Genomic DNA, 20203 nt, shown 5'->3' with positions numbered 1-20203 from the left:
TAATGAAAACTTTGGAAACTTTCGTTGTTTTATAAGTTTCCAAATTGTAATTTTGCGCGAAATTCAAAGTAATAGTGAAAGAAGATATCTTAAAAAATGCAGCGGAACTTTTTCTAAACCTTGGTTTTAAAAGTGTAACAATGGATGATATTGCGCAACAAATGGCTATATCTAAAAAGACCATATATGCACACTTTAGTACTAAAACTAAACTGGTGAAGGCAACAGTAGATTATCTCATTAAAGAGATAGATCTTGGGACTACCAAACTTAGTTCAAGAAACCTCAACCCCATAGTTGAGACCTATGAGATGAAAAAATACGCTATGGATATGCTAAAGAACGAAAAGAGTTCTCCCCAATTTCAGTTAAAAAAATATTACCCCGAAGTATATTACCCGTTACGTGAAAAGCAATTTGAAATCGTGCAACGCAATGTTATTAAAAACCTTGAGCGTGGTATTACCTCTGGGCATTATAAAGGAGATATTCCAATTTCTTTTATAAGCCGAATTTATTTTGTGGGAATGCTAGGTATAAAAGATAAAAACCTTTTTCCACAGGAGGAATACAGCAATGCTAAGCTCATGGACTATTTTTTAAAATATCATCTCAGCTCAATTTGTACTGAAAAAGGATTAAACACACTAGATGAATTATTAAATTCTAATAAGCCAGCAAATGAAAATTAGATACCTTTTAATTTTACTGATTCCGCTAAATAGTATAGCCCAGGAAACTCAAGAAGAATACAGCTTTTCTATGGAGGAAGCTATAAAATTTGGGCTAGAGAATAACTACTCCGCAATAAATGCGAAAAAAGACATCCAAATAGCCTTAAAACAAAAATGGGAGATTATTGCACAGGGTTTACCACAAATTAGCGCTACCGCCGATTATCAAAATTACCTTAAACAACCTGTAACTTTACTACCCGCAGAGATTACTGGTGGCGAGCCGGGCACCTTTACTCCGGTTACTTTTGGAACTCAACAAAATGTAAATGCCACCGCCACCTGGAATCAGCTAATTTTTGACGGCTCTTATATTGTTGGGATTCAGTCAGCTAAAACTTTACTTCAAATTTCTGAAAACGCTAAAACCAAAACTAATCTTCAGGTAAAAGAAGCAGTGATTAATGCCTACGGAAATGTTTTACTGGCTGAAGAAAACGTGGCAATTCTTAAGAAAAATGTTGAAAACGTTCAGCAAAATTATGATGAAACTAACGAGATCTATAAAAGTGGGCTTGCTGAGCAGGAAGATGTAGAACAGCTCGAGATCACTTTACTTAGCTTAAAAAACAATTTAAGCAAAAGCATGCGTATGCTTGATATTGCTTATGAAATGTTCAACCTGACCCTGGGGATTCCGGTTGATACACCGGTTATTCTTACTGAAGAACTAGAAAAATTAGCGATTCAATATTTTGATCTCCAACTCCTGCGAAAAGATATTCCCATTGAGGAAAATATAGATTATCGTATAGCGGCAAACACAGCAGAATCTCGTCAAATTGAAGTAAAGTTAGAAAAAGCCAAAGCACTACCTTCTTTAAGTGGATTCCTTAATTATGGTGTACAGGGTTTCAGCCAGGAATTTACTTTTTTAAATGAAGATCAGGAATATTTCGGGCAATCTATTTTAGGGGTTAGTTTAAATATTCCCATTTTCAGTAGCGGAATGAGAAACGCGAGAACACAGCAAAAAGAAATCGCTTATGAGCAGGCATTGATTGAACTTCAACGAACCGAAAATGAAATAAAGCGTCAAATCAATTCAGCCAAGAGTGATTATGAATTTAGCCTTGAAAATTACTTAGTTCAAAAGAAAAATCTTGAGCTTGCTCAAAGGATAGAAAATAAAAATCAAATTAAATTTTTTGAAGGTCTTGCCAGTAGCTTTGAACTAAGCGAGGCCCAACGACAACTTTACCAGGCACAGCAGAATTATTTACAATCTATGCTCAATGTAATAACCGCCAAGGTTGAATTGGAAAACCTTTTGGATACAAGTAAATATAAAAATGAAGATTAAACATACTCAGCAAATATCAACAATGAAAAAGTTAGCTATTTTATTAAGTATTCCGCTTTTATTTCTGTCCTGTGGGAATAATGAGGAAGGAAAATCTATAGATCAACTTATAGAAAATGAAAACCTCACTGAAATTAAGGCCAAAAAGGCTGAATTAAGCAAAGAACAAAGCGAATTAACTCAAAAACTGGACAAGCTGGAACAGGCGATAGAACGTCTGGACGAAAGTAGACGTTTGGACCTGGTGGTAATCCAGGAAGTCGGCGACACCCTCTTTAAACATTACACCGAGGTACAGGGGGATGTTGCAACAGATGAAAACATCATTATTTATTCTGAATTTTCGGGGATCCTAGAAGACTTACGAGTAAAAGAAGGCCAGCGTGTAAATAAAGGGGAGGTACTGGCCATCATTGATGATGGCGGACTTTCAAGCGAATTGGCGCAATTAGAAACCCAGGCCAATTTGGCTAAAACTACTTTTGAGAGGCAAAAGCGCCTTTGGGAACAAAATATTGGTTCAGAAATGCAATTTCTGGAGGCTAAAACCAATTATGAATCTATGTTAAATTCGGTTAACAGATTGGAATCCCAACTAGAAAAAACCGTTGTGAGAGCACCATTTAGCGGAATTATTGATGAAATTTTCACCGAAGAAGGTGAAGTTGTAAGTCCAGGACAAAGTCGGTTATTCCGTTTGGTTAGCTTGAAAAATATGTATGTAGAAGCCGCTGTACCTGAAACTTACTTAAGCAAAATAAACAAAGGAACAGATGTACTTGTTAAAATTAGTTCCCTTGAACGGGAATTTGAGGGAAAGGTAAAAAGAGTTGGAAATATTATTGATCCCAATAACCGTTCCTTCACTATACAGGTAGCAGTACCTAATGAAAATGGAATGGTCAGACCTAACCAAATAGCAACCCTTAAACTAAACGATTATACTGCAGAAAACGCCGTGGTTATCCCCGAGAATGCAATACTTAAAAATGCCCAGGGGGAAAGCGTAGTGTTTATCCTTGAGGAAAAAGAAGGCAAGCAAAATATCGGTATTGCAAAAAGACAGATTGTGGAAACAGGTTATTCCTATAACAACAAAATAGAAATAACCAGCGGAATACAAAGTGGTACAACCTTGATCCTAGAAGGCGCTAAGAACCTTAGAGATGGTCAGGAAGTTAAAATAAGAAACTAAGTTAACTATGAATTTAGATAAAGAATTTAAGCTTTCGTCCTGGGCCATTAATAATAAAATGACGGTTTATGTAATTATCGCTATTATTATGATTGGCGGACTCATGTCATACTATAATATGCCTAGGGAAACATTTCCTGAGGTTGTAGAAACCAAAATCTATGTTAGCTCTGTTAACCCAGGGAACTCGGCCGAAGACGTTGAGAAATTTATAACCGAGCCACTTGAGGAGGAGTTTAATGATATTGGTGGAGTTAAAGAAATTTCATCTTCTACCTTTCAGGATTACTCATTGGTAATTGTAGAATTTGAGGAAGACGTAGAGATAGAAAGTGCTAAAACGAAAGTAAAAGACAAGGTAGATTTAGTGAAAGCCGAAACCACCTGGCCTACTTTAGACAATGGGGCTAAGGTAGAACCAAATGTATTCGACCTGAATATTTCAGAAGAACAACCTATTTTAAACATTAACCTGACGGGAGACTACACCGTACAACAGTTAAAGGAGTATGCCGAATATCTTCAGGAGCGCATTGAATTGCTTCCTCAGATTAAAGAAGCAAGTATTCGGGGTGCCGAGGAAATGGAGGTTGAAATCGCGGTAGATATCTATAAGATGACGGCTTCAAAAGTTAGTTTTTCGGATATTATTAATGCGGTTAGCGCCGAAAACAGGACAATTTCAGGAGGAAATATAATTAGCAGTGGAGTTCAAAAAAACATCAGGATTATTGGCGAAATTGAAGATCCTAAAGAACTAGAAAACGTTGTTGTAAAGACTGAGGGAGGGAATATTTTTCTCAAAGATATTGCTGATATTAATTTCCAGGAAAAAGACGCTACTACTTTTGCTCGCGAATATGGTGAACCGGTAGTTATGCTGGATGTTAAAAAACGTGCCGGCAAGAATATGATTGAGGCAGTGGATCAAATTAAGCAAATTGTAAAAAAAGAACAGGAAGAATACCTTCCCGAAAGTTTACGCATCAGCCTTACCAACGACCTTTCTACCAACACCCGAAGCCAGGTAGATGATTTGGTCAACAATATTATTTTCGGAGTGATTTTGGTGGTGTTGGTTTTAATGTTTTTTCTTGGTTTTAGAAACGCATTATTTGTAGGAATCGCGATTCCTCTATCCATGTTTCTTTCTTACATTATCCTTTCAAGTATGGGATATACTTTAAATACCATGGTGCTTTTTGCGCTGGTTATGGGTCTGGGGATGTTAGTTGATAATGGGATTGTAGTGGTTGAAAATGTTTACTCCTTAATGGATGAAGGAATGCCAAGAAAACAGGCTGCCAAGCAAGGTTTAGGTGAAATTGCTTGGCCTATTATTGCTTCCACGGCCACAACCCTGGCTGCCTTTTTTCCACTGGGCTTATGGCCGGGAATTATTGGGAGTTTTATGGTGATTTTCCCAATTACACTTTCCATAGTTTTAGGTTCTTCACTTTTTGTTGCCCTTATAATTAATTCGATGCTTACTTCCCAATTCATGAAAACGGAGGAAGGTGAATTCACCAAGAAAAAACTTATAAGAATTAGTTCTATTCTTGGAGGATTTGGCATATTGTTGCTTATTGTAGGTTTTGTAATTGATGCAGGATCAATAAGAGCATTTGGAAATATCTTAATTTTAGCTGCTATTCTACTTTGGGCATATAAATATTTTATATCAAAAGGGGTAGATTATTTTCAATACACTGCACTAAAACGAATGGAGAATGCTTACGAAAAAACTCTTAAATATGCTCTACGAGGAAAAAAAGCCTATGTATTTTTCTTTGGAACTTTACTTCTGCTCTTTATTTCTTTTGTCCTGATAGGCCTGGTACAACCAAAAGTCTTGTTTTTTCCTGAAAACGAACCCAATCAAGTTATCACCTATATTGAATATCCGCAGGGAACCGATATTCATAAGACAAATGCACTTACCAAAAAGGTGGAGCAACGCATTTTTGAAGCCATTGAGCAATTTGAAGATGAGGATGGTTTTAACTTTATGGTAGAGTCAGCCATTTCTCAGGTAGGCGAAGGTGCTGGAAACCCCCAAACCGATGGCGGCCAACAAAATGAAATGCCTCACAAAGCTAAAATCACGTTATCTATGCGAGAGTTTAATGAAAGGCGAGGTGTAAGCAGTAGCAAAGTCCTTTCTGAAGTCCGCGAAGCAGTACAGGGATTCCCGGGTGCTTCAATCGTAGTAGAAAAAGATGCTGCCGGCCCACCAACAGGCTATCCGATAAATATGGAGCTTAAAGGGGAGGACTATGAAAAAATGTTGCAAGAGGCTGAAGACCTACGTTCTTACATAAACGATCTAAGTATTGCCGGGATCGAAGAGCTTAAAATAGATGTAAATAAATCTAAACCTGAGTTAAGCGTAGAAGTAGACAGAAAAAAAGCAGGACAACTTGGAGTTTCCACTTCGCAGGTAGGACAAACTCTACGAAGAGCCATTTATGGGGAAGAGGTTTCTACCTACAAAGAAGGTGATGATGATTACGAAATAAACGTAAGATTTGCCGATGAATACCGATACAATGAAAACGTATTATTTAATCAACCCATTACTTTTAAAGATCAAAATACAGGAGATATAATTCAGGTGCCAATTTCATCATTGGTAACTAAAGAATCTACATCCTCTTTCAGCTCTATCAAAAGGAAAGATCTAAAAAGAGTAATTACCCTCTACTCTAACGTGCTTCAGGGATATAATGGAAATGAAATCGTGGGTCAATTACAAACGGCCTTAAGAAGTTATGACCTTCCCAAAGATATTACTTTAGAATTCACCGGAGAACAGGAAGAACAGGAAGAAAATATGGCATTTCTTTTAAAAGCTTTATTAATAGCATTAGGAGGAATCCTGCTTATTCTTGTTGCTCAGTTTAACTCGATTTCCAAGCCAATTATTATTATTATGGCAGTTTTATTGAGCTTGGTTGGGGTATTCCTTGGATTAATTATTTTCCAGATGGATTTCATTATTATTATGACGATGATGGGAATCATCTCCCTTGCAGGAATTGTGGTAAATAATGCTATTGTCCTTATTGATTATACTCAAATCCTTATAGACCGTAAAAAGCGTGACCTTAATTTAGAGGATGATGATCTCCTTACAAGAGAACAGTATTTTGACTGTATAATAAGGGCTGGCAGGTCAAGATTACGTCCAGTATTGCTCACTGCAATTACTACAGTACTGGGATTAATTCCCCTGGCGGTAGGATTGAATATCGATTTCTTCAGTTTATTTACAGATTATAATCCACAGGTCTTTATTGGAGGTGATAACGTGATCTTTTGGGGGCCATTGGCCTGGACGGTAATCTTCGGATTGGTGTTTGCAACCTTTCTAACCCTAGTGGTAGTTCCGGTTATGTTTTATCTGGTAAAACGAGCCAAGGTAAAAACTCATAATAAACGCAAAGAGCGGAAACAACGAAAACTGGAAGCAAGAATTTAACATTAAAAACCCCAAAGCAAAAACTTTGGGGTTTTTAAATTTTACAGGTATACCCCCGTTTGAGTTTTCTTTGAATTAGCATAATTTAAAGGATTAAAAGCATGCTATTATTTTCTTTGGAAAATTTAACTATCAAATTCAGGAAATCATGAAAATTCACAATCAACCTGCTCAATTAAAAGTTTATAGTTTTTTACTATTACTCTTTTTTTCCTGTTGGGTTTTAGCTCAGGAAACTTCTGAAAATTCCATTACATTTGAAAAAAACGACTCAAATCTTAAATGGGGTCCTTGTCCCGATTTTATGCCGAAAGGATGTAACGTTGCCGTCCTGCACGGAGATCCCGCTGAAAGAAATGCGGATATCTTTTTTAAAGTACCTGCTAATTCATACATACCCAAGCACACCCACACCTCTCCCGAAAGAATGATCCTTGTCTCTGGTGAAATGGAGGTTATTTATGAAGGGGAACAACCACAAACTTTAACTTCAGGTTCTTATGCGTACGGTCCCGCCAATAAAGTACATTCAGCTAAATGTGGTGATTCACCCTGCGTTCTTTTTATTGCCTTTGAAGATCCGGTAGACGCAGTGTTGGTGAAAGAAAACTAAGAAATAGTAATCTCAATAATCTCAAATTAAAAGACCGCCCGAAAAGGCGGTCTTTTAATTTTATATAGAAATTGGATTTAATTTTCAGCTAAAGTACCATCGCTTTTCCAGGTATTCACCCCTGCAATTTGATTATTATCGTAATCTACTTCAGTTAATTTATCTGAAGTCCAGAAAAACCATTTCCCAGTTTTATTCCCTTCAGTATAAGTGGCAATGCTTTGCTTTTTTCCTTCATTATCATAAGCAATCCATTCCCCGTGAAGTTTTCCTTCTTTATAAGTTCCAGTTTGTCTAACAGAACCATCTTGGTAATAGAATGTTCCTTTAATAAGGTCTCCTTCTTTTTCAAATTTAGGTTCCGGATTTTCTTGTGCTAGAGCGGCCCCTCCAAAGGTAAATAGGGCAGCCATTAATATGTTTTTTATCTTTTTCATAGTCTTGATCTTTAATCTTTACTTTACAAATATAACCAAATGTTTACTTTAAAACAACAATCACGTAACATTAATTTAACATTACACACTTAGTAATTTAATATACAATCAGTTAAACGGCTTATTTTATCTTGACTGAAGCAAATAAGTCGCAGAAAAAACCATCATTCGAAAGGAATTGAGAGACCTCAATTCAATGATGTGAATATTATTACCCCCCATATAATTAGGATTATTAATACGTATTTTCTCCATGTATTTTACCGGGAAACCCACTTGAACTTCTTACTTTTGCTCTACTTAAAATTTCACGAATATTATGTATAGAAGTCACACCTGTGGGGAATTAAATGCTGTTTCAATTGGCCAGGAAGTAAAACTTTCGGGCTGGGTTCAAAAAATCAGGAATAAAGGTTTTATGGTTTGGGTAGATCTGCGTGATCGTTACGGCATCACCCAGCTTATCTTTGATGAAGAACGCTCCTCTAATACTCTTATGGAAAAAGCTCAGAAATTAGGTCGTGAATATGTAATTCAGGTCAGTGGCAAAGTGATTGAGCGAGAATCAAAAAATACAAATATTCCTACAGGGGAAATTGAAGTTTTGGTGGCAGAAGTTAATATTCTCAATTCTTCCCTAACACCGCCTTTTACTCTTGAGGACGAAACCGATGGTGGTGAAGATCTTAGAATGAAATATCGTTACCTAGATATTCGTAGAAATCCGGTTAAAAACAAGTTGAAATTTCGCCATAATGTAGGAATGGAAGTAAGAAACTATCTTTCAAACCAGGATTTTATTGAAGTTGAAACTCCATATTTAATAAAATCAACTCCTGAAGGTGCACGTGACTTTGTGGTTCCAAGCCGCATGAACGAAGGTCAGTTTTATGCACTACCACAATCTCCACAAACTTTTAAGCAATTACTTATGGTTGGGGGAATAGATAAATATTTTCAAATTGTTAAATGTTTTAGAGATGAAGACCTAAGAGCAGATAGGCAACCGGAATTCACCCAAATTGATTGTGAAATGGCTTTTGTTGAGCAGGAAGACATTCTGAATATTTTTGAAGGTTTGACCAAACATCTATTAAAAAAAATCAATGGTGTGGAAGTGGCGAAATTCCCAAGGATGACTTATCATGAAGCGATGAAAAAATACGGAAATGACAAACCCGATATACGGTTTGGGATGGAGTTTGTCGAATTGAATGAGCTAGTCAAAAATAAAGGTTTTAATGTTTTCGATGAGCAGGAATTGGTTGTAGGAATATCGGTTCCAAAGGCTGCTTCGTTCACAAGAAAAGAAATAGACCAACTGATATTGTGGGTTAAAAGACCGCAAGTAGGAGCCAACGGCCTGGTATGGGCTAAATACAATGAAGATGGATCTTTGAAATCATCGGTAGATAAATTTTATACCCAAGAGGATTTAAAAACCTGGGCTGCAGCTACTGATGCAGAACCCGGAGATCTTATTTTAGTTATGGCTGGTGAGGCTACTAAAACTAGAACGCAATTGAGCGCATTGCGTATGCACTTAGGAAACGAATTAGGCTTGAGAAAAGCCAGTGAATTTGCTCCGCTTTGGGTAGTGGATTTTCCACTTTTGGAATGGGATGAAGAAACAAAGCGTTTTCACGCAATGCACCACCCTTTTACTTCTCCAAAAAAAGAAGATATTGAGTTGCTTCAAACAAAACCTGGAGAAGTACGTGCCAATGCATACGATTTAGTATTGAACGGAAATGAAATTGGGGGTGGGTCTATAAGAATTCACGATAAAGAAACCCAGGCCAAAATGTTCGATTACTTAGGTTTTACTCCAGAAGAAGCCAAAGCTCAATTCGGTTTTCTAATGGACGCCTTTCAATACGGAGCACCACCTCACGGCGGTATTGCTTTTGGCTTTGACAGGTTAGTCGCCATTCTTGGTGGTCAGGAAAGTATTAGGGATTTTATTGCTTTTCCTAAAAATAATAACGGTAGGGATGTAATGATAGATGCACCCGCCAAACTTGATGAAGCACAGCTTAAAGAACTTCATCTACAGGTAAAATTATAATGATATTAAAATCACCGTTCGTCTGGGGATTTTTTATCTTCACTTAATTTTTTTTGAGTGGGTAACAAGGCTACAAAATTATTAATCCGTTTTTCCAACTGGACAAACCGGTACTTAAGTCATCAACAATTTCTGATGATATTAAGTGCTATTATAGGTTTTACCGCTGGTTTGGGTGCGGTAGTTATAAAAAATCTCACTCATTTTATACAGCGCTTACTGGAAGGAAGTCTAATTATAAATTACCACCACGCTTTTTATTTTATTTTCCCGCTTATTGGCTTAAGCCTCACACTGTTTATTATTAAAGTTATTTTCAAAAAAAAGATTGGACACGGTATTCCATCTACCCTTTATGCCATTTCACGCCGAAAAGGAATCATGCGATCCTTCCAAATGTATGCATCAATTGTTACCGCTCCCTTAACAGTAGGTTTTGGAGGATCTGTAGGGCTGGAAGGACCTACCGTAGCGACTGGGGCCTCTTTGGGCTCTAATATTTCCAGGTTTTTTAAGATGAACCAAAGCTCCCGTACTTTATTAATAGGATGTGCGGCTGCTGGAGCTATGTCTTCCATCTTTAAAGCTCCTATCGCAGCAATTATTTTCGCTATTGAAGTTTTTAGTTTAGACCTTACCTTAATCTCTATGGTGCCCTTGCTTATTGCCTCGGTTTCAGCAATTCTCACCTCATATTTTTTCTTCGGATCCGATATTATTTTACCTTTTAAACTTGAGGACAATTTCACTATTTCTGAAGTCCCCTTTTATATAATACTGGGAGTGCTGGCTGCTGGCTGCTCTATGTATTTTACCCATATTTATTTCAAAATTGGAGATGCTTTTAAGAAAATAGATTCCCTTTTCTATCGGCTGTTAATAGGAGGACTTGGACTTGGAATTCTTATTTATTTTATTCCTCCATTATATGGCGAAGGCTATAATGTGATTAATAATCTCTTGGCAGAAGATTATCTTAATGCCTTAGGAACTAATCTATTTAACGATTATTTAGATAATATCTGGGTGGTAATTGCCCTTCTGGCAGGACTTGTGATTTTTAAAATTATCGCCACTTCCCTTACATTTGGAGCAGGAGGCGTTGGCGGCATTTTTGCCCCTGTGTTATTTATGGGAAGTGCAATGGGACATTGTTTTGCATTAATTGTAAATCACCTTGGAATATTAAAAAGCCCTATTTCCGTAAGCAGTTTTACAATGGTAGGAATGGCCGGATTAATGGCGGGTGTGCTCCATGCTCCACTCACCGCGATTTTTCTAATTGCTGAGCTTACTGGTGGTTACGAGCTTTTTGTACCATTAATGATTACCGCAGCTATTTCATATATGATAACAAATCAGTTTCAACCGCACTCTGTTTATACTATGGAACTTGCTAAACGTGGTGATTTGTTAACACATAATAAGGACCAAGCGGTGCTAACACTACTAAATATTCATCAAATTATAGAAAAGAATTTTGTGACTTTAAATATAGATATGAATCTGGGCGATGTTATTCATAAAGGCGTTATAAAATCTTCCCGAAATCTTTTTCCTGTTATTGATGAAAATCGTAACTTTTTAGGAATTATCTTATTAGATGATATAAGGCCGATAATGTTCGACCAAAAAATGTATGAAGAAGTCATGGTTAGTGAACTTATGCAACGAGCGCCAAAAATTATTGACTTACTTATAGACAGTCCAAAAGATATCATGTCTAAATTTCAGGAAACCAATGCCTGGAATCTTCCGGTAGTTGAGAATGGTAAATATATTGGTTTTATTTCAAAATCTAAATTACTAACCGCCTACCGTCAAAAACTAATAGAAGTAACCGTTTAACAGTATGAATACTTTTCTAAAAATCTTAGGTGTTTTAATATTAATTGCCATTGGAGTCGGGTTTTATTACCGAACTTTTAAAGATGTTATGCTGGGAGACCAAATAATTGGCATTGCCGTACTAGCAAGTGCATTTATTTTAATGCCTATATTCCTATATGTTAGATGGAAGGGCAAACGACTCCAAGACTACACTCTCACTAAAGAGAACATAGATAAAATGAAAGACAAAGGGATAGATTAAATCTCGATTTTAGAAGACCTTCAAAAGAAAAATAAAAATATTGCATTGTCATCAATAATATTATACTAACTTTGCTCTTTATTAATTATTTATTTTATTATTACGATGGAAGGTACAGTTAAATTTTTCAATGAATCAAAAGGATACGGATTCATTACCAACGACGAAACAGGAAGAGACATCTTCGTACACATTACTGGATTAGATGGCGAGAGCTTGAACGAAGGTGATAAAGTTGAGTACGTTGAAGTAGAAGGTAGAAAAGGAGTTAACGCTGCGGAAGTACGCGTTATAGAATAATATATATTATCCTATTTCAAGAACTTGAAAAGCCGCTAATTAGCGGCTTTTTTTATGCTTCTATTTCCCTGATTTAGTTTTTATTAAATGTATAAAATAATTATTTCTCAGCTCTCAATTGTTCAGATACTCCGCCTAGCATTTCGTTAACCAGGCTTTCCAAATCAAAATCGTGTTTCCATTGCCAGTCTTTTCTGGCCTCAGAATCATCTATACTTGAAGGCCAGGAATCAGCTATTTTTTGTCTAAAATCCGGTTCATAAGCGATTTTAAACTCTGGCATTTCTTTTTGAATTGCTTCCGCAAGGATTTTTGGAGTAAAACTCAAAGCTGAAAGATTATATGAAGAACGCACCCTTATCTTATGTGATGGTGCTTCCATAATATCTACCGTTGCTTTAATCGCATCATCCATATACATCATTGGAAGACCTGTATCTTCCGCCAAAAATGATGTGTAACCATTATTTTTCAGAGCACCATGAAAGATCTCTATAGCATAATCGGTAGTACCACCACCTGGTAGGGTTTTATAACTTATAATACCAGGATATCGTAAACTTCTTACATCTACTCCGTATTTATTGTGAAAATATTCGCACCACCTTTCACCAGTTTGTTTACTGATTCCATACACAGTAGTAGGCTCCATAATTGTTGTTTGCGGAGTATCATTTTTAGGTGTTGTTGGACCAAATACGGCAATACTCGATGGCCAAAATACTTTTTCAATTTTTTTATCCTTCGCAAAATTAAGTATGTGAAAAAGAGAATCCATATTAAGGCTCCATGCTTTCATCGGGGCTTTTTCTGCAGTGGCGCTCAACATAGCAGCCATAAGATAAACTTGGCTAATATTGTACTGGTCAAGTAAAGCTTCAACACGCCGGGCATCATTAGCATCGGCTGGCTCAAACGGACCCGATTCCATAAGTTCGCGGCTGCCCTCCTTTATATCACTGGCAATAACGTTTTGATTTCCGTATAGATTACGCAGTTTCAGAGTTAACTCAGTTCCAATTTGTCCGCAAGCTCCAATAATTAAAATTTTTCCGGCCATGGTGTTGATTTTTCCGCAAATATATTTATTTACAAAGAGGTTTTCGCAATGAAACAGGTGAAACCTTTGCTTTTATTAGAAATCTTTTAGGTGCTTATTTTTAGAGAGAGGAATTTTATGAAATCTGGAAAATTTTAGATTAACTTTGTGTTTACATGAAAATACTGGGTTTTATATTATTTATTTTTCTTTGGTCTTGCGGAGAATCGCCTAATAATCAAAAAACTATTACTACTGAGTTAGATTCCACGACATTACACAAGCCTATTAAAACTACAAACGAAGAAGTGATATTACTGCCTGAAGCCCGGGAACAAGTGGTACAATGGCTTGCATATATTGCCGCACAGAATGAAGTAGACCAGTTAAAGAATTATAATCTGGAGCAAACAATAGAAAGCTCCCGCCCTATTGCTCAGGTCATGGAATCCCTCTGTGCCAGTATACCCGATTCATTAAGTTCAAATGCAGTGAGGGCTCGAGCCAATGTCCTACTTACAAAAGCAAAAGTTTTGGACCAACTTTCTAATCGCCGAGAATTAGATGCCGATGCTATTTCAAAAGTCGCAGGAGAAATCCCCGAAGAATTCAATAATTTTAAGATTCAACTTAATGAACAATTCCTGAAAACCCTGGAAGATTTTGAAGATGAACTCGATGAATTTAAAGCTGAAAGAGATACAATTTCAAATGATACCATTTCAATAAAGTAAATTCCACCCCCTCTTTAAGCAACTATCTTATCAATGTATTAAAATTTGATAACTTGATTCAAAATCTTTCTGTATGAAAAATATTTTAACAATACTTTTTTTCGTATTAAGTACGGGTATTTCTGCTCAGGAAAAACCAAATATAGATGCGGTTCTTAATCAATGGCACCAGGCTGCTGCTCAAGCCGATTTTGAAAAATATTTCAATTTGATGACTAAAGACGCCATTTTTATTGGTACCGATGCCACCGAAAACTGGCAAAATAATGAGTTTCGAAAATTTTCAAAACCCTATTTTGATCAAGGCAAGGCTTGGGATTTTCAAACCATAGAACGAAATATCTATATAGTGGAAAACTGTAAAATGGCCTGGTTTGATGAGTTGTTGAATACACAGATGGGAATTTGTAGAGGTTCCGGAGTAATACAAAAAACCGAAGAAGGTTGGAAAATCGCCCACTACGTACTCTCTATTACGATTCCTAATGAAAAAGTCCAAGAAGTAACTGAGCTAAAGAAAGAATTTGATAGAAAACTTATAATTAAACAATGACTACCCATACCTAAGGGCCGATGGATTGGTGTGTAGTTTCGTACCTTGTGGCAAAGACTGTTCCCACAACTTCTCATTTATGTGCGATTGATTGGACATATTAAGCTTAATTAAGATTTAAACCCATTATTTCACAATTGATGGTATTGAAGAAAAGCAATTTAGAAATGCATCTAAATAACAAAAGTTGTTTAATTCACAGGCCTAAAAAAATCTAATACTAAGTATACTCCTTTTTAGTACTTTAGCGCGCAAATACATAATAATTCAAACCACAAATGAGAAAAATAACGAATGTGCTCTTTTTAACCGTTTTGGGAGCTGCAACTCTAACAAGTTGCCAAAACGAGGTTAAAGAAAGCAAAGAAAAAGAAGAAGTGCGCGGAATTAACCTTGCGTATATGGATACAACTGTTTCACCACAGGAAGACTTTTTTAGATACGTAAATGGGAAATGGGTAGATTCTACGGAAATCCCCTCAGATCAGACGACATGGGGCAGTTTTATGGAACTTCGTGAGCGTACTAACAAAGATGCCCTTGCTTTATTAGAGAAAGCTTCTACCAGTGATAGCCTTGATCCCACTAGCGACCAGGCCAAAGCGGTATATCTCTATAACACTATTATGGACACTCTTGCCAGAAATGAAAAAGGAGTTGATCCTGTGAAACCATATTTAGCTCAAGTAGATTCTATCAGAAATATAGAAGACCTGCAGGAATTTCTTACTGAAATGCAACAATATGGTGGCGTTGGATTTTTCTCTTTCGGAGTTCGTGCAGATGCAAAAAATAGTAATATGAACGCTGCATATCTCTATCCGTCTGGATTAGGATTGCCAGATCGCGATTACTATGTGTCCGACGATTCAGATTCCAAGGAGAAAAGGGAGAAATATAAGGAACACATCACCAGGATGCTTCAGTATTTAGATTATTCAGAAGAAGAAGCTGCAAATGCAGCAAAGCGAATCCTTGCTTTTGAAACAAGCTTGGCAGAACCTCGATTAGACAAAGTGGAACGTCGTGATGCTCGAAAAACATATAATCCCAAAACAGTGGCTGAGCTTGAGAATATGGTTCCTGCTTTTGATTGGAATAATTATTTTGAAGAAATTGGCGCCAAAAATATGGATACCATTATCGTTTCTCAACCAAACTATATAGAATCCCTTCAGGATGTTTTTGATGGGGATGCTATCCAAGATTGGAAAGATTATTTAAAGTGGAGCATACTTAATGATGCTGCAAATACGCTTTCAACCGAAATTGAAAAAGCAAACTGGGATTTCTACAGCAAGACATTGCAGGGCGCACAAGAGCAGCGTCCCCGAGACGAACGAGCTTTGCAAACCATAAACGGAACGATAGGTGAAGCCTTGGGTAAATTATATGTAGACAAACATTTCCCTGCTGAAGCAAAAGAAAAAGCACAGGATATGATCGCTAATCTTATTAAGGCTTATGAAAACCGAATTGATAACTTAAGTTGGATGAGTGAAGAAACCAAGAAAAAGGCTAAGGAAAAACTGGGAACTACAACGATAAAAGTTGGTTATCCAGATCAATGGGAAGATTATAGCGATCTGGAAATTGTAAAAGTGGAAAACGGCGGATCTTATTTCCAGAATATGATGAATTCAAGCAAATGGAGAGTGGCTGATAATATGGCCGATCTTGGACAGCCGGTAGACAAGAGTGAATGGTTTATGCCACCACAAACTGTAAATGCATATTATAATCCGAGCTATAACGAAATTGTATTTCCTGCGGCTATTCTACAGCCTCCATTTTATGATTATAAAGCGGACGCAGCTGTAAATTACGGCGGAATAGGTGCGGTAATTGGTCACGAGATTTCTCACGGATTTGATGATAGCGGTTCGAGATTTGATGCCGAAGGTAACCTGAATAACTGGTGGACGGACGAAGATCTAAAACAGTTTGAAGCACTTGGAAAAGAGCTTGCTGATCAGTATAGCAGCATTGAAGTTTTAGATAGTGTATACATAAATGGTGAATTCACATTAGGCGAAAATATTGGGGATCTTGGGGGAGTAAACGCAGCTTACGATGGTTTACAGCTACATTTAGAAAAACATGGGAACCCAGGTAAAATAGATGGTTTTACCCCTGAACAACGTTTCTTTATGTCCTGGGCGACTGTTTGGAGAACCAAAATGCGTGAAGAAGCTTTAAGAAACCGAATTAAGACTGACCCGCATTCTCCTGGCATGTATAGAGCTTATGTTCCGCTTCAGAATATAGATGCTTTTTATACAGCTTTCGATATTGAGGAAGATGATGAGATGTATGTTGCACCCGAAAATAGGGTGAAAATCTGGTAGAAATTTTTATATACTAAAAACCTCACTTTCCTTTCATAGATTGAGATTGTGAGGTTCTTTTTTTTAAAATTTATTTCAAACAATATTAGACCTGATTCCAGTTCTAATTGTTAATCATAAAAATTCAGCGGCAGATAAAGCCGCTGAATTTGTTTAGGCTCACCAGAACTTTTCCGGTCCCCAAAATCAGTTGTGCTTCTTAGTTTGTCTTTACTACCCCCAAAGGTTTATGCATTAGGCCAAAATCTCTATATCCGCTTGTTATAGACATAATTTTAATCCAGAATTTCATAAGCCTTTTTAAAAAGGTGTTCTACAGCGAGGCGTTCATCTAATTCACCAAAAGTTTTATACTGAACCTTATGTAAATTCAGGAAGTATTTCGGATGATATAACTAGGGGAATTCCATTAAAAACAACTAATTCATGAGCATAATACTGGATACTTTTAAATTCAAGTTATCAATCTCTTCCTCACTTCCCTCTATAACTGAATCTCGGTAAAACTTATCCGCAACCTTCCTTTCTGGGGCAAGAAATACTCTTAGGTTAGAGGTTTCCAACTTTCCATCATTCCACATCACAGCGCCTCCATAATCCCAGCCGAATCCATAAAACGATATCTCCTTTTCATTAAGTTTGTTTAATGCTTGGAAAGTAGTTCCAATTTTTATTCCTTTCTCAGATTCCCATTTACCATTTTCCGAAAATCGAATATCAAAAATTTCTTCTCGTTCCTCTGTTTTCCAGGTAATATGCAATTCATCCGGGGTATCTGGATACATTACCGAATATGCCCGTTCTACAGTTCCTTCTTCGAACATTCCGACATCTTCATAAATATTTGCATCCGGATAGTTCTCGTTTAATTCATCAGCATCATAATCTGTGAGACTTTCAATTACAAATTTATCTTCAGATGTTTTTCTATTAGTACTTCCGCAGGACGCCACAATTAGTACAATAATTATTAAGCTTATTTTTTTCATTGCTTTGGTTTTTGGTTTTGAAGCTTTTAGCATTAATAACTACAAAACTGATTTTAAAAGATAAAATTAGAAACATTTGCTGCAGCTGCCCTGTGTTTTACAAGAATTTAACGCGTATTTTTAAGGAGTTGCTTACCTTTGCGCCTTCATAAAACTTATACAAAATATGAGCAATACTCCACAGCGATATACCATTACAGCAGCATTACCGTATACCAACGGGCCTATACATATCGGTCATCTTGCCGGTGTTTATGTTCCAGCCGATATTTATGCCCGCTATTTGCGAATGCAGGGCAACGATGTTGCTTTTGTGTGTGGAAGTGATGAGCACGGAGTACCAATTACTATAAAAGCGAAAAAAGAAGGCGTTACTCCTCAAGATATTGTGGATAAATACGACGGCATTATCAGGCAATCTTTTGAAAATTTTGGAATTTCTTTTGATAATTATTCGAGAACTACGGCCAAGGTTCATCACGATACAGCTTCGGCATTTTTTAAAAAAATGTTTAAAGACGGAAAGTTTATTGAAGAAACCACTAAGCAACTTTATGATGAAAATGCGGGGCAATTCCTGGCTGATAGATTTGTAATTGGTACCTGCCCAAAATGTGGAAACCAGGAAGCTTATGGCGACCAGTGTGAAAGCTGCGGAACATCTCTAAACGCCACGGATTTAATTAATCCAAAATCTGCCATTACTGGAGAAACACCGACTTTAAAAGAAACCAGACATTGGTTTTTACCTTTAGACCAATACCAGGAATGGCTTGATAATTGGATTGTAAAAGGTCATGCTCATGATTGGAAAAGCAATGTACATGGGCAGGTTAAGTCATGGTTAAACGATGGTCTGCGAGCACGCGCAGTCACACGGGATTTAGACTGGGGGATCCCTGTACCTGTAGAAGGCGGTGAGGGCAAAGTGCTTTACGTGTGGTTTGATGCACCCATTGGTTACATTTCTTCTACTAAAGAATGGGCAGAACGAGAAAACAAAGATTGGGAACCTTACTGGAAAGATAAAGACACCAAACTCATACACTTTATAGGAAAAGATAACATTGTTTTCCACTGTATTATTTTTCCGGTTATGCTTAAGGCGCACGGCGACTTCATATTACCTGAAAATGTTCCCGCAAACGAATTTCTAAATCTAGAAGGGAAAAAATTATCTACTTCCAAAAACTGGGCAGTATGGTTGCATGAATATCTGGAAGAATTTCCAAATCAGCAGGATGTGTTGCGCTATGTTTTAACTGCCAATGCGCCTGAAGCAAAAGACAATGACTTTACCTGGAAAGATTTTCAGGCAAGAAATAATAACGAATTGGTGGCTATTTTCGGGAATTTTATAAACCGTGTAATGGTATTGACCAATAAATATTACTCGGGAATCGTTCCAAAACCAAACAATTATTCCAAAATTGATGAACAAACAATTGCCGAACTAAAAGCATATCCAGCTGTAATAGCAAGTTCTATTGAAAAGTATCGTTTTCGCGAAGCCCAGGGTGAATTAATGAATTTGGCTCGTTTAGGTAACAAATATTTAGCCGATGAAGAGCCATGGAAACTTATTAAAACCGATAAAGAACGGGTAAAGACTGTGATGTATGTGGCTTTACAAATTGCATCAGGTTTAGCAACTTTAAGTGAACCTTTTTTACCATTTTCGTCAAGAAAACTTCAACAAATGCTGAATTTTACAGATGTTGAAAGTAAACTTTCTGGTCAAGAATTCTCACAATGGGATAAGATTGCAACTCGTGATTCTTTACTCCCTGCCGGTCACCAGATCAAAAAAGCAGAATTACTTTTCAGTAAAATAGAAGACTCACAGATGCAAGAACAATTAGATAAACTAGAGGCTACAAAATCAGCAAACGCTGCCAGTAGTAATAAATTAGAGCCTCAAAAAGACATCGCCACTTTTGAAGATTTCACAAAAATGGATATACGTATAGGAACGATAATTGAAGCTTACAAAATGCCAAAAACAAAAAAATTGATGGTAATTAAAGTGGATACTGGTTTAAATAAAAGAACCATAGTTTCGGGGATTGCGGAACATTATAAAGCAGAGGAAATCATTGGAAAAAAAGTAACGGTTTTAGCAAATTTAGCACCAAGAAAACTTAGAGGCGTAGAAAGTGAAGGTATGATCTTAATGACAGAAAATTCAGCTGGAAAACTGATTTTTGTAAATCCTGATGAAGACGGTGTGGAGCCCGGAACTACTATAAATTAGTTCTTGATTTTACTGACCTTATGATAGTAAATACCTCAGTGGGTTTTTAAAATTGGAAGGTTC

16 protein-coding genes are annotated in these 20203 nt (G+C 36.8%); 13 read left to right on the top strand and 3 right to left on the bottom strand.

What is annotated here, in order from left to right; all coding sequences use genetic code 11:
* The first annotated feature begins 74 nt into the window (after nucleotides 1–74).
* The 5 genes from DET49_RS01815 (at nucleotide 75) to DET49_RS01795 (ending at nucleotide 7326) form a co-directional block, all read left to right on the top strand.
* The gene (locus tag DET49_RS01815) at nucleotides 75–692 is read left to right on the top strand and encodes a TetR/AcrR family transcriptional regulator (protein WP_133546451.1); all 618 of its coding nucleotides are present in this window, start codon (nucleotides 75–77) and stop codon (nucleotides 690–692) included.
* Nucleotides 682–2037 carry a TolC family protein gene (locus DET49_RS01810; RefSeq protein WP_133546450.1) on the top strand — a complete coding sequence of 452 codons (1356 nt, stop codon included), beginning with the start codon at nucleotides 682–684 and terminating at the stop codon, nucleotides 2035–2037. Before DET49_RS01815 ends, DET49_RS01810 begins: the two co-directional genes overlap by 11 nt.
* A gap of 22 nt (nucleotides 2038–2059) precedes the next feature.
* Entirely contained in the window at nucleotides 2060–3232 is a 1173-nt protein-coding gene (locus DET49_RS01805) for an efflux RND transporter periplasmic adaptor subunit (RefSeq protein WP_133546449.1), read from the top strand.
* A gap of 7 nt (nucleotides 3233–3239) precedes the next feature.
* Nucleotides 3240–6713 carry an efflux RND transporter permease subunit gene (locus tag DET49_RS01800; RefSeq protein ID WP_133546448.1) on the top strand — a complete coding sequence of 1158 codons (3474 nt, stop codon included), beginning with the start codon at nucleotides 3240–3242 and terminating at the stop codon, nucleotides 6711–6713.
* Nucleotides 6714–6861: 148 nt separating this feature from the next.
* Nucleotides 6862–7326, top strand: a complete 465-nt coding sequence (locus DET49_RS01795; RefSeq protein ID WP_133546447.1) for a cupin domain-containing protein — start codon at nucleotides 6862–6864, stop codon at nucleotides 7324–7326.
* 77 nt (nucleotides 7327–7403) lie between these two features.
* Here the strand turns inward: DET49_RS01795 and DET49_RS01790 are convergent, their stop codons facing one another.
* The gene (locus tag DET49_RS01790; RefSeq protein ID WP_133546446.1) at nucleotides 7404–7763 is read right to left on the bottom strand and encodes a toxin-antitoxin system YwqK family antitoxin; all 360 of its coding nucleotides are present in this window, start codon (nucleotides 7761–7763) and stop codon (nucleotides 7404–7406) included.
* Between the two features lie 319 nt (nucleotides 7764–8082).
* On the opposite strand from DET49_RS01790, the gene aspS reads away from it, so the two are divergent.
* The 4 genes from aspS (at nucleotide 8083) to DET49_RS01770 (ending at nucleotide 12223) form a co-directional block, all read left to right on the top strand.
* On the top strand, nucleotides 8083–9831 hold the full coding sequence (gene aspS / locus DET49_RS01785) for an aspartate--tRNA ligase (protein ID WP_133546445.1): 1749 nt from the start codon (nucleotides 8083–8085) through the stop codon (nucleotides 9829–9831).
* Between the two features lie 135 nt (nucleotides 9832–9966).
* Nucleotides 9967–11679 carry a chloride channel protein gene (locus DET49_RS01780; protein WP_133546444.1) on the top strand — a complete coding sequence of 571 codons (1713 nt, stop codon included), beginning with the start codon at nucleotides 9967–9969 and terminating at the stop codon, nucleotides 11677–11679.
* Nucleotides 11680–11683: 4 nt separating this feature from the next.
* Entirely contained in the window at nucleotides 11684–11923 is a 240-nt protein-coding gene (locus DET49_RS01775; protein WP_133546443.1) for a hypothetical protein, read from the top strand.
* A gap of 105 nt (nucleotides 11924–12028) precedes the next feature.
* Nucleotides 12029–12223: a cold-shock protein gene (locus DET49_RS01770; RefSeq protein ID WP_037318850.1), complete on the top strand. Its 195-nt coding sequence runs from the start codon at nucleotides 12029–12031 to the stop codon at nucleotides 12221–12223.
* A gap of 100 nt (nucleotides 12224–12323) precedes the next feature.
* Here DET49_RS01770 and DET49_RS01765 read toward each other — a convergent pair whose 3' ends face one another.
* Nucleotides 12324–13283 carry an NAD-dependent epimerase/dehydratase family protein gene (locus DET49_RS01765; RefSeq protein WP_133546442.1) on the bottom strand — a complete coding sequence of 320 codons (960 nt, stop codon included), beginning with the start codon at nucleotides 13281–13283 and terminating at the stop codon, nucleotides 12324–12326.
* 155 nt (nucleotides 13284–13438) lie between these two features.
* Here DET49_RS01765 and DET49_RS01760 point away from each other — a divergent pair, with 155 nt between their 5' ends.
* The 3 genes from DET49_RS01760 to DET49_RS01750 all read left to right on the top strand — a co-directional run bounded on the left by DET49_RS01760 (nucleotide 13439) and on the right by DET49_RS01750 (nucleotide 16897).
* Nucleotides 13439–13996 (top strand): hypothetical protein, encoded by a 558-nt coding sequence (locus tag DET49_RS01760; protein WP_133546441.1) that lies wholly within the window; start codon nucleotides 13439–13441, stop codon nucleotides 13994–13996.
* Between the two features lie 73 nt (nucleotides 13997–14069).
* The gene (locus tag DET49_RS01755; protein ID WP_133546440.1) at nucleotides 14070–14549 is read left to right on the top strand and encodes a nuclear transport factor 2 family protein; all 480 of its coding nucleotides are present in this window, start codon (nucleotides 14070–14072) and stop codon (nucleotides 14547–14549) included.
* A 278-nt stretch (nucleotides 14550–14827) separates the two neighbouring features.
* Entirely contained in the window at nucleotides 14828–16897 is a 2070-nt protein-coding gene (locus DET49_RS01750) for a M13 family metallopeptidase (RefSeq protein ID WP_133546439.1), read from the top strand.
* Between the two features lie 419 nt (nucleotides 16898–17316).
* Here DET49_RS01750 and DET49_RS01745 read toward each other — a convergent pair whose 3' ends face one another.
* Complete coding sequence (locus tag DET49_RS01745; protein WP_133546438.1) at nucleotides 17317–17886, bottom strand: hypothetical protein; 570 nt, start codon at nucleotides 17884–17886, stop codon at nucleotides 17317–17319.
* 166 nt (nucleotides 17887–18052) lie between these two features.
* On the opposite strand from DET49_RS01745, the gene metG reads away from it, so the two are divergent.
* A complete protein-coding gene (gene metG / locus DET49_RS01740; protein WP_133546437.1) occupies nucleotides 18053–20140 on the top strand; it encodes a methionine--tRNA ligase in 2088 nt (695 codons plus the stop codon).
* Nucleotides 20141–20203 lie beyond the last annotated feature (63 nt).

This window comes from Salegentibacter sp. 24 (assembly GCF_004362395.1).
Lineage (GTDB): Bacteria > Bacteroidota > Bacteroidia > Flavobacteriales > Flavobacteriaceae > Salegentibacter.
The sequence above is the reverse complement of the archived record's forward strand: the minus strand, read 5'-3'. Positions and strand labels throughout refer to the sequence as shown.

Excerpts from the sequence above, each read along its gene's own strand:
- DET49_RS01750 (WP_133546439.1), top strand. The coding sequence starts at position 14,828 with ATGAGAAAAATAACGAATGTGCTCTTTTTAACCGTTTTGGGAGCTGCA.
- aspS (WP_133546445.1), top strand. The coding sequence starts at position 8,083 with ATGTATAGAAGTCACACCTGTGGGGAATTAAATGCTGTTTCAATTGGC.
- DET49_RS01810 (WP_133546450.1), top strand. The coding sequence starts at position 682 with ATGAAAATTAGATACCTTTTAATTTTACTGATTCCGCTAAATAGTATA.
- DET49_RS01770 (WP_037318850.1), top strand. The coding sequence starts at position 12,029 with ATGGAAGGTACAGTTAAATTTTTCAATGAATCAAAAGGATACGGATTC.
- DET49_RS01790 (WP_133546446.1), bottom strand. The coding sequence starts at position 7,763 with ATGAAAAAGATAAAAAACATATTAATGGCTGCCCTATTTACCTTTGGA.
- DET49_RS01755 (WP_133546440.1), top strand. The coding sequence starts at position 14,070 with ATGAAAAATATTTTAACAATACTTTTTTTCGTATTAAGTACGGGTATT.
- DET49_RS01745 (WP_133546438.1), bottom strand. The coding sequence starts at position 17,886 with ATGAAAAAAATAAGCTTAATAATTATTGTACTAATTGTGGCGTCCTGC.
- DET49_RS01795 (WP_133546447.1), top strand. The coding sequence starts at position 6,862 with ATGAAAATTCACAATCAACCTGCTCAATTAAAAGTTTATAGTTTTTTA.
- DET49_RS01760 (WP_133546441.1), top strand. The coding sequence starts at position 13,439 with ATGAAAATACTGGGTTTTATATTATTTATTTTTCTTTGGTCTTGCGGA.
- metG (WP_133546437.1), top strand. The coding sequence starts at position 18,053 with ATGAGCAATACTCCACAGCGATATACCATTACAGCAGCATTACCGTAT.
- DET49_RS01765 (WP_133546442.1), bottom strand. The coding sequence starts at position 13,283 with ATGGCCGGAAAAATTTTAATTATTGGAGCTTGCGGACAAATTGGAACT.
- DET49_RS01775 (WP_133546443.1), top strand. The coding sequence starts at position 11,684 with ATGAATACTTTTCTAAAAATCTTAGGTGTTTTAATATTAATTGCCATT.
- DET49_RS01805 (WP_133546449.1), top strand. The coding sequence starts at position 2,060 with ATGAAAAAGTTAGCTATTTTATTAAGTATTCCGCTTTTATTTCTGTCC.
- DET49_RS01800 (WP_133546448.1), top strand. The coding sequence starts at position 3,240 with ATGAATTTAGATAAAGAATTTAAGCTTTCGTCCTGGGCCATTAATAAT.
- DET49_RS01780 (WP_133546444.1), top strand. The coding sequence starts at position 9,967 with ATGATATTAAGTGCTATTATAGGTTTTACCGCTGGTTTGGGTGCGGTA.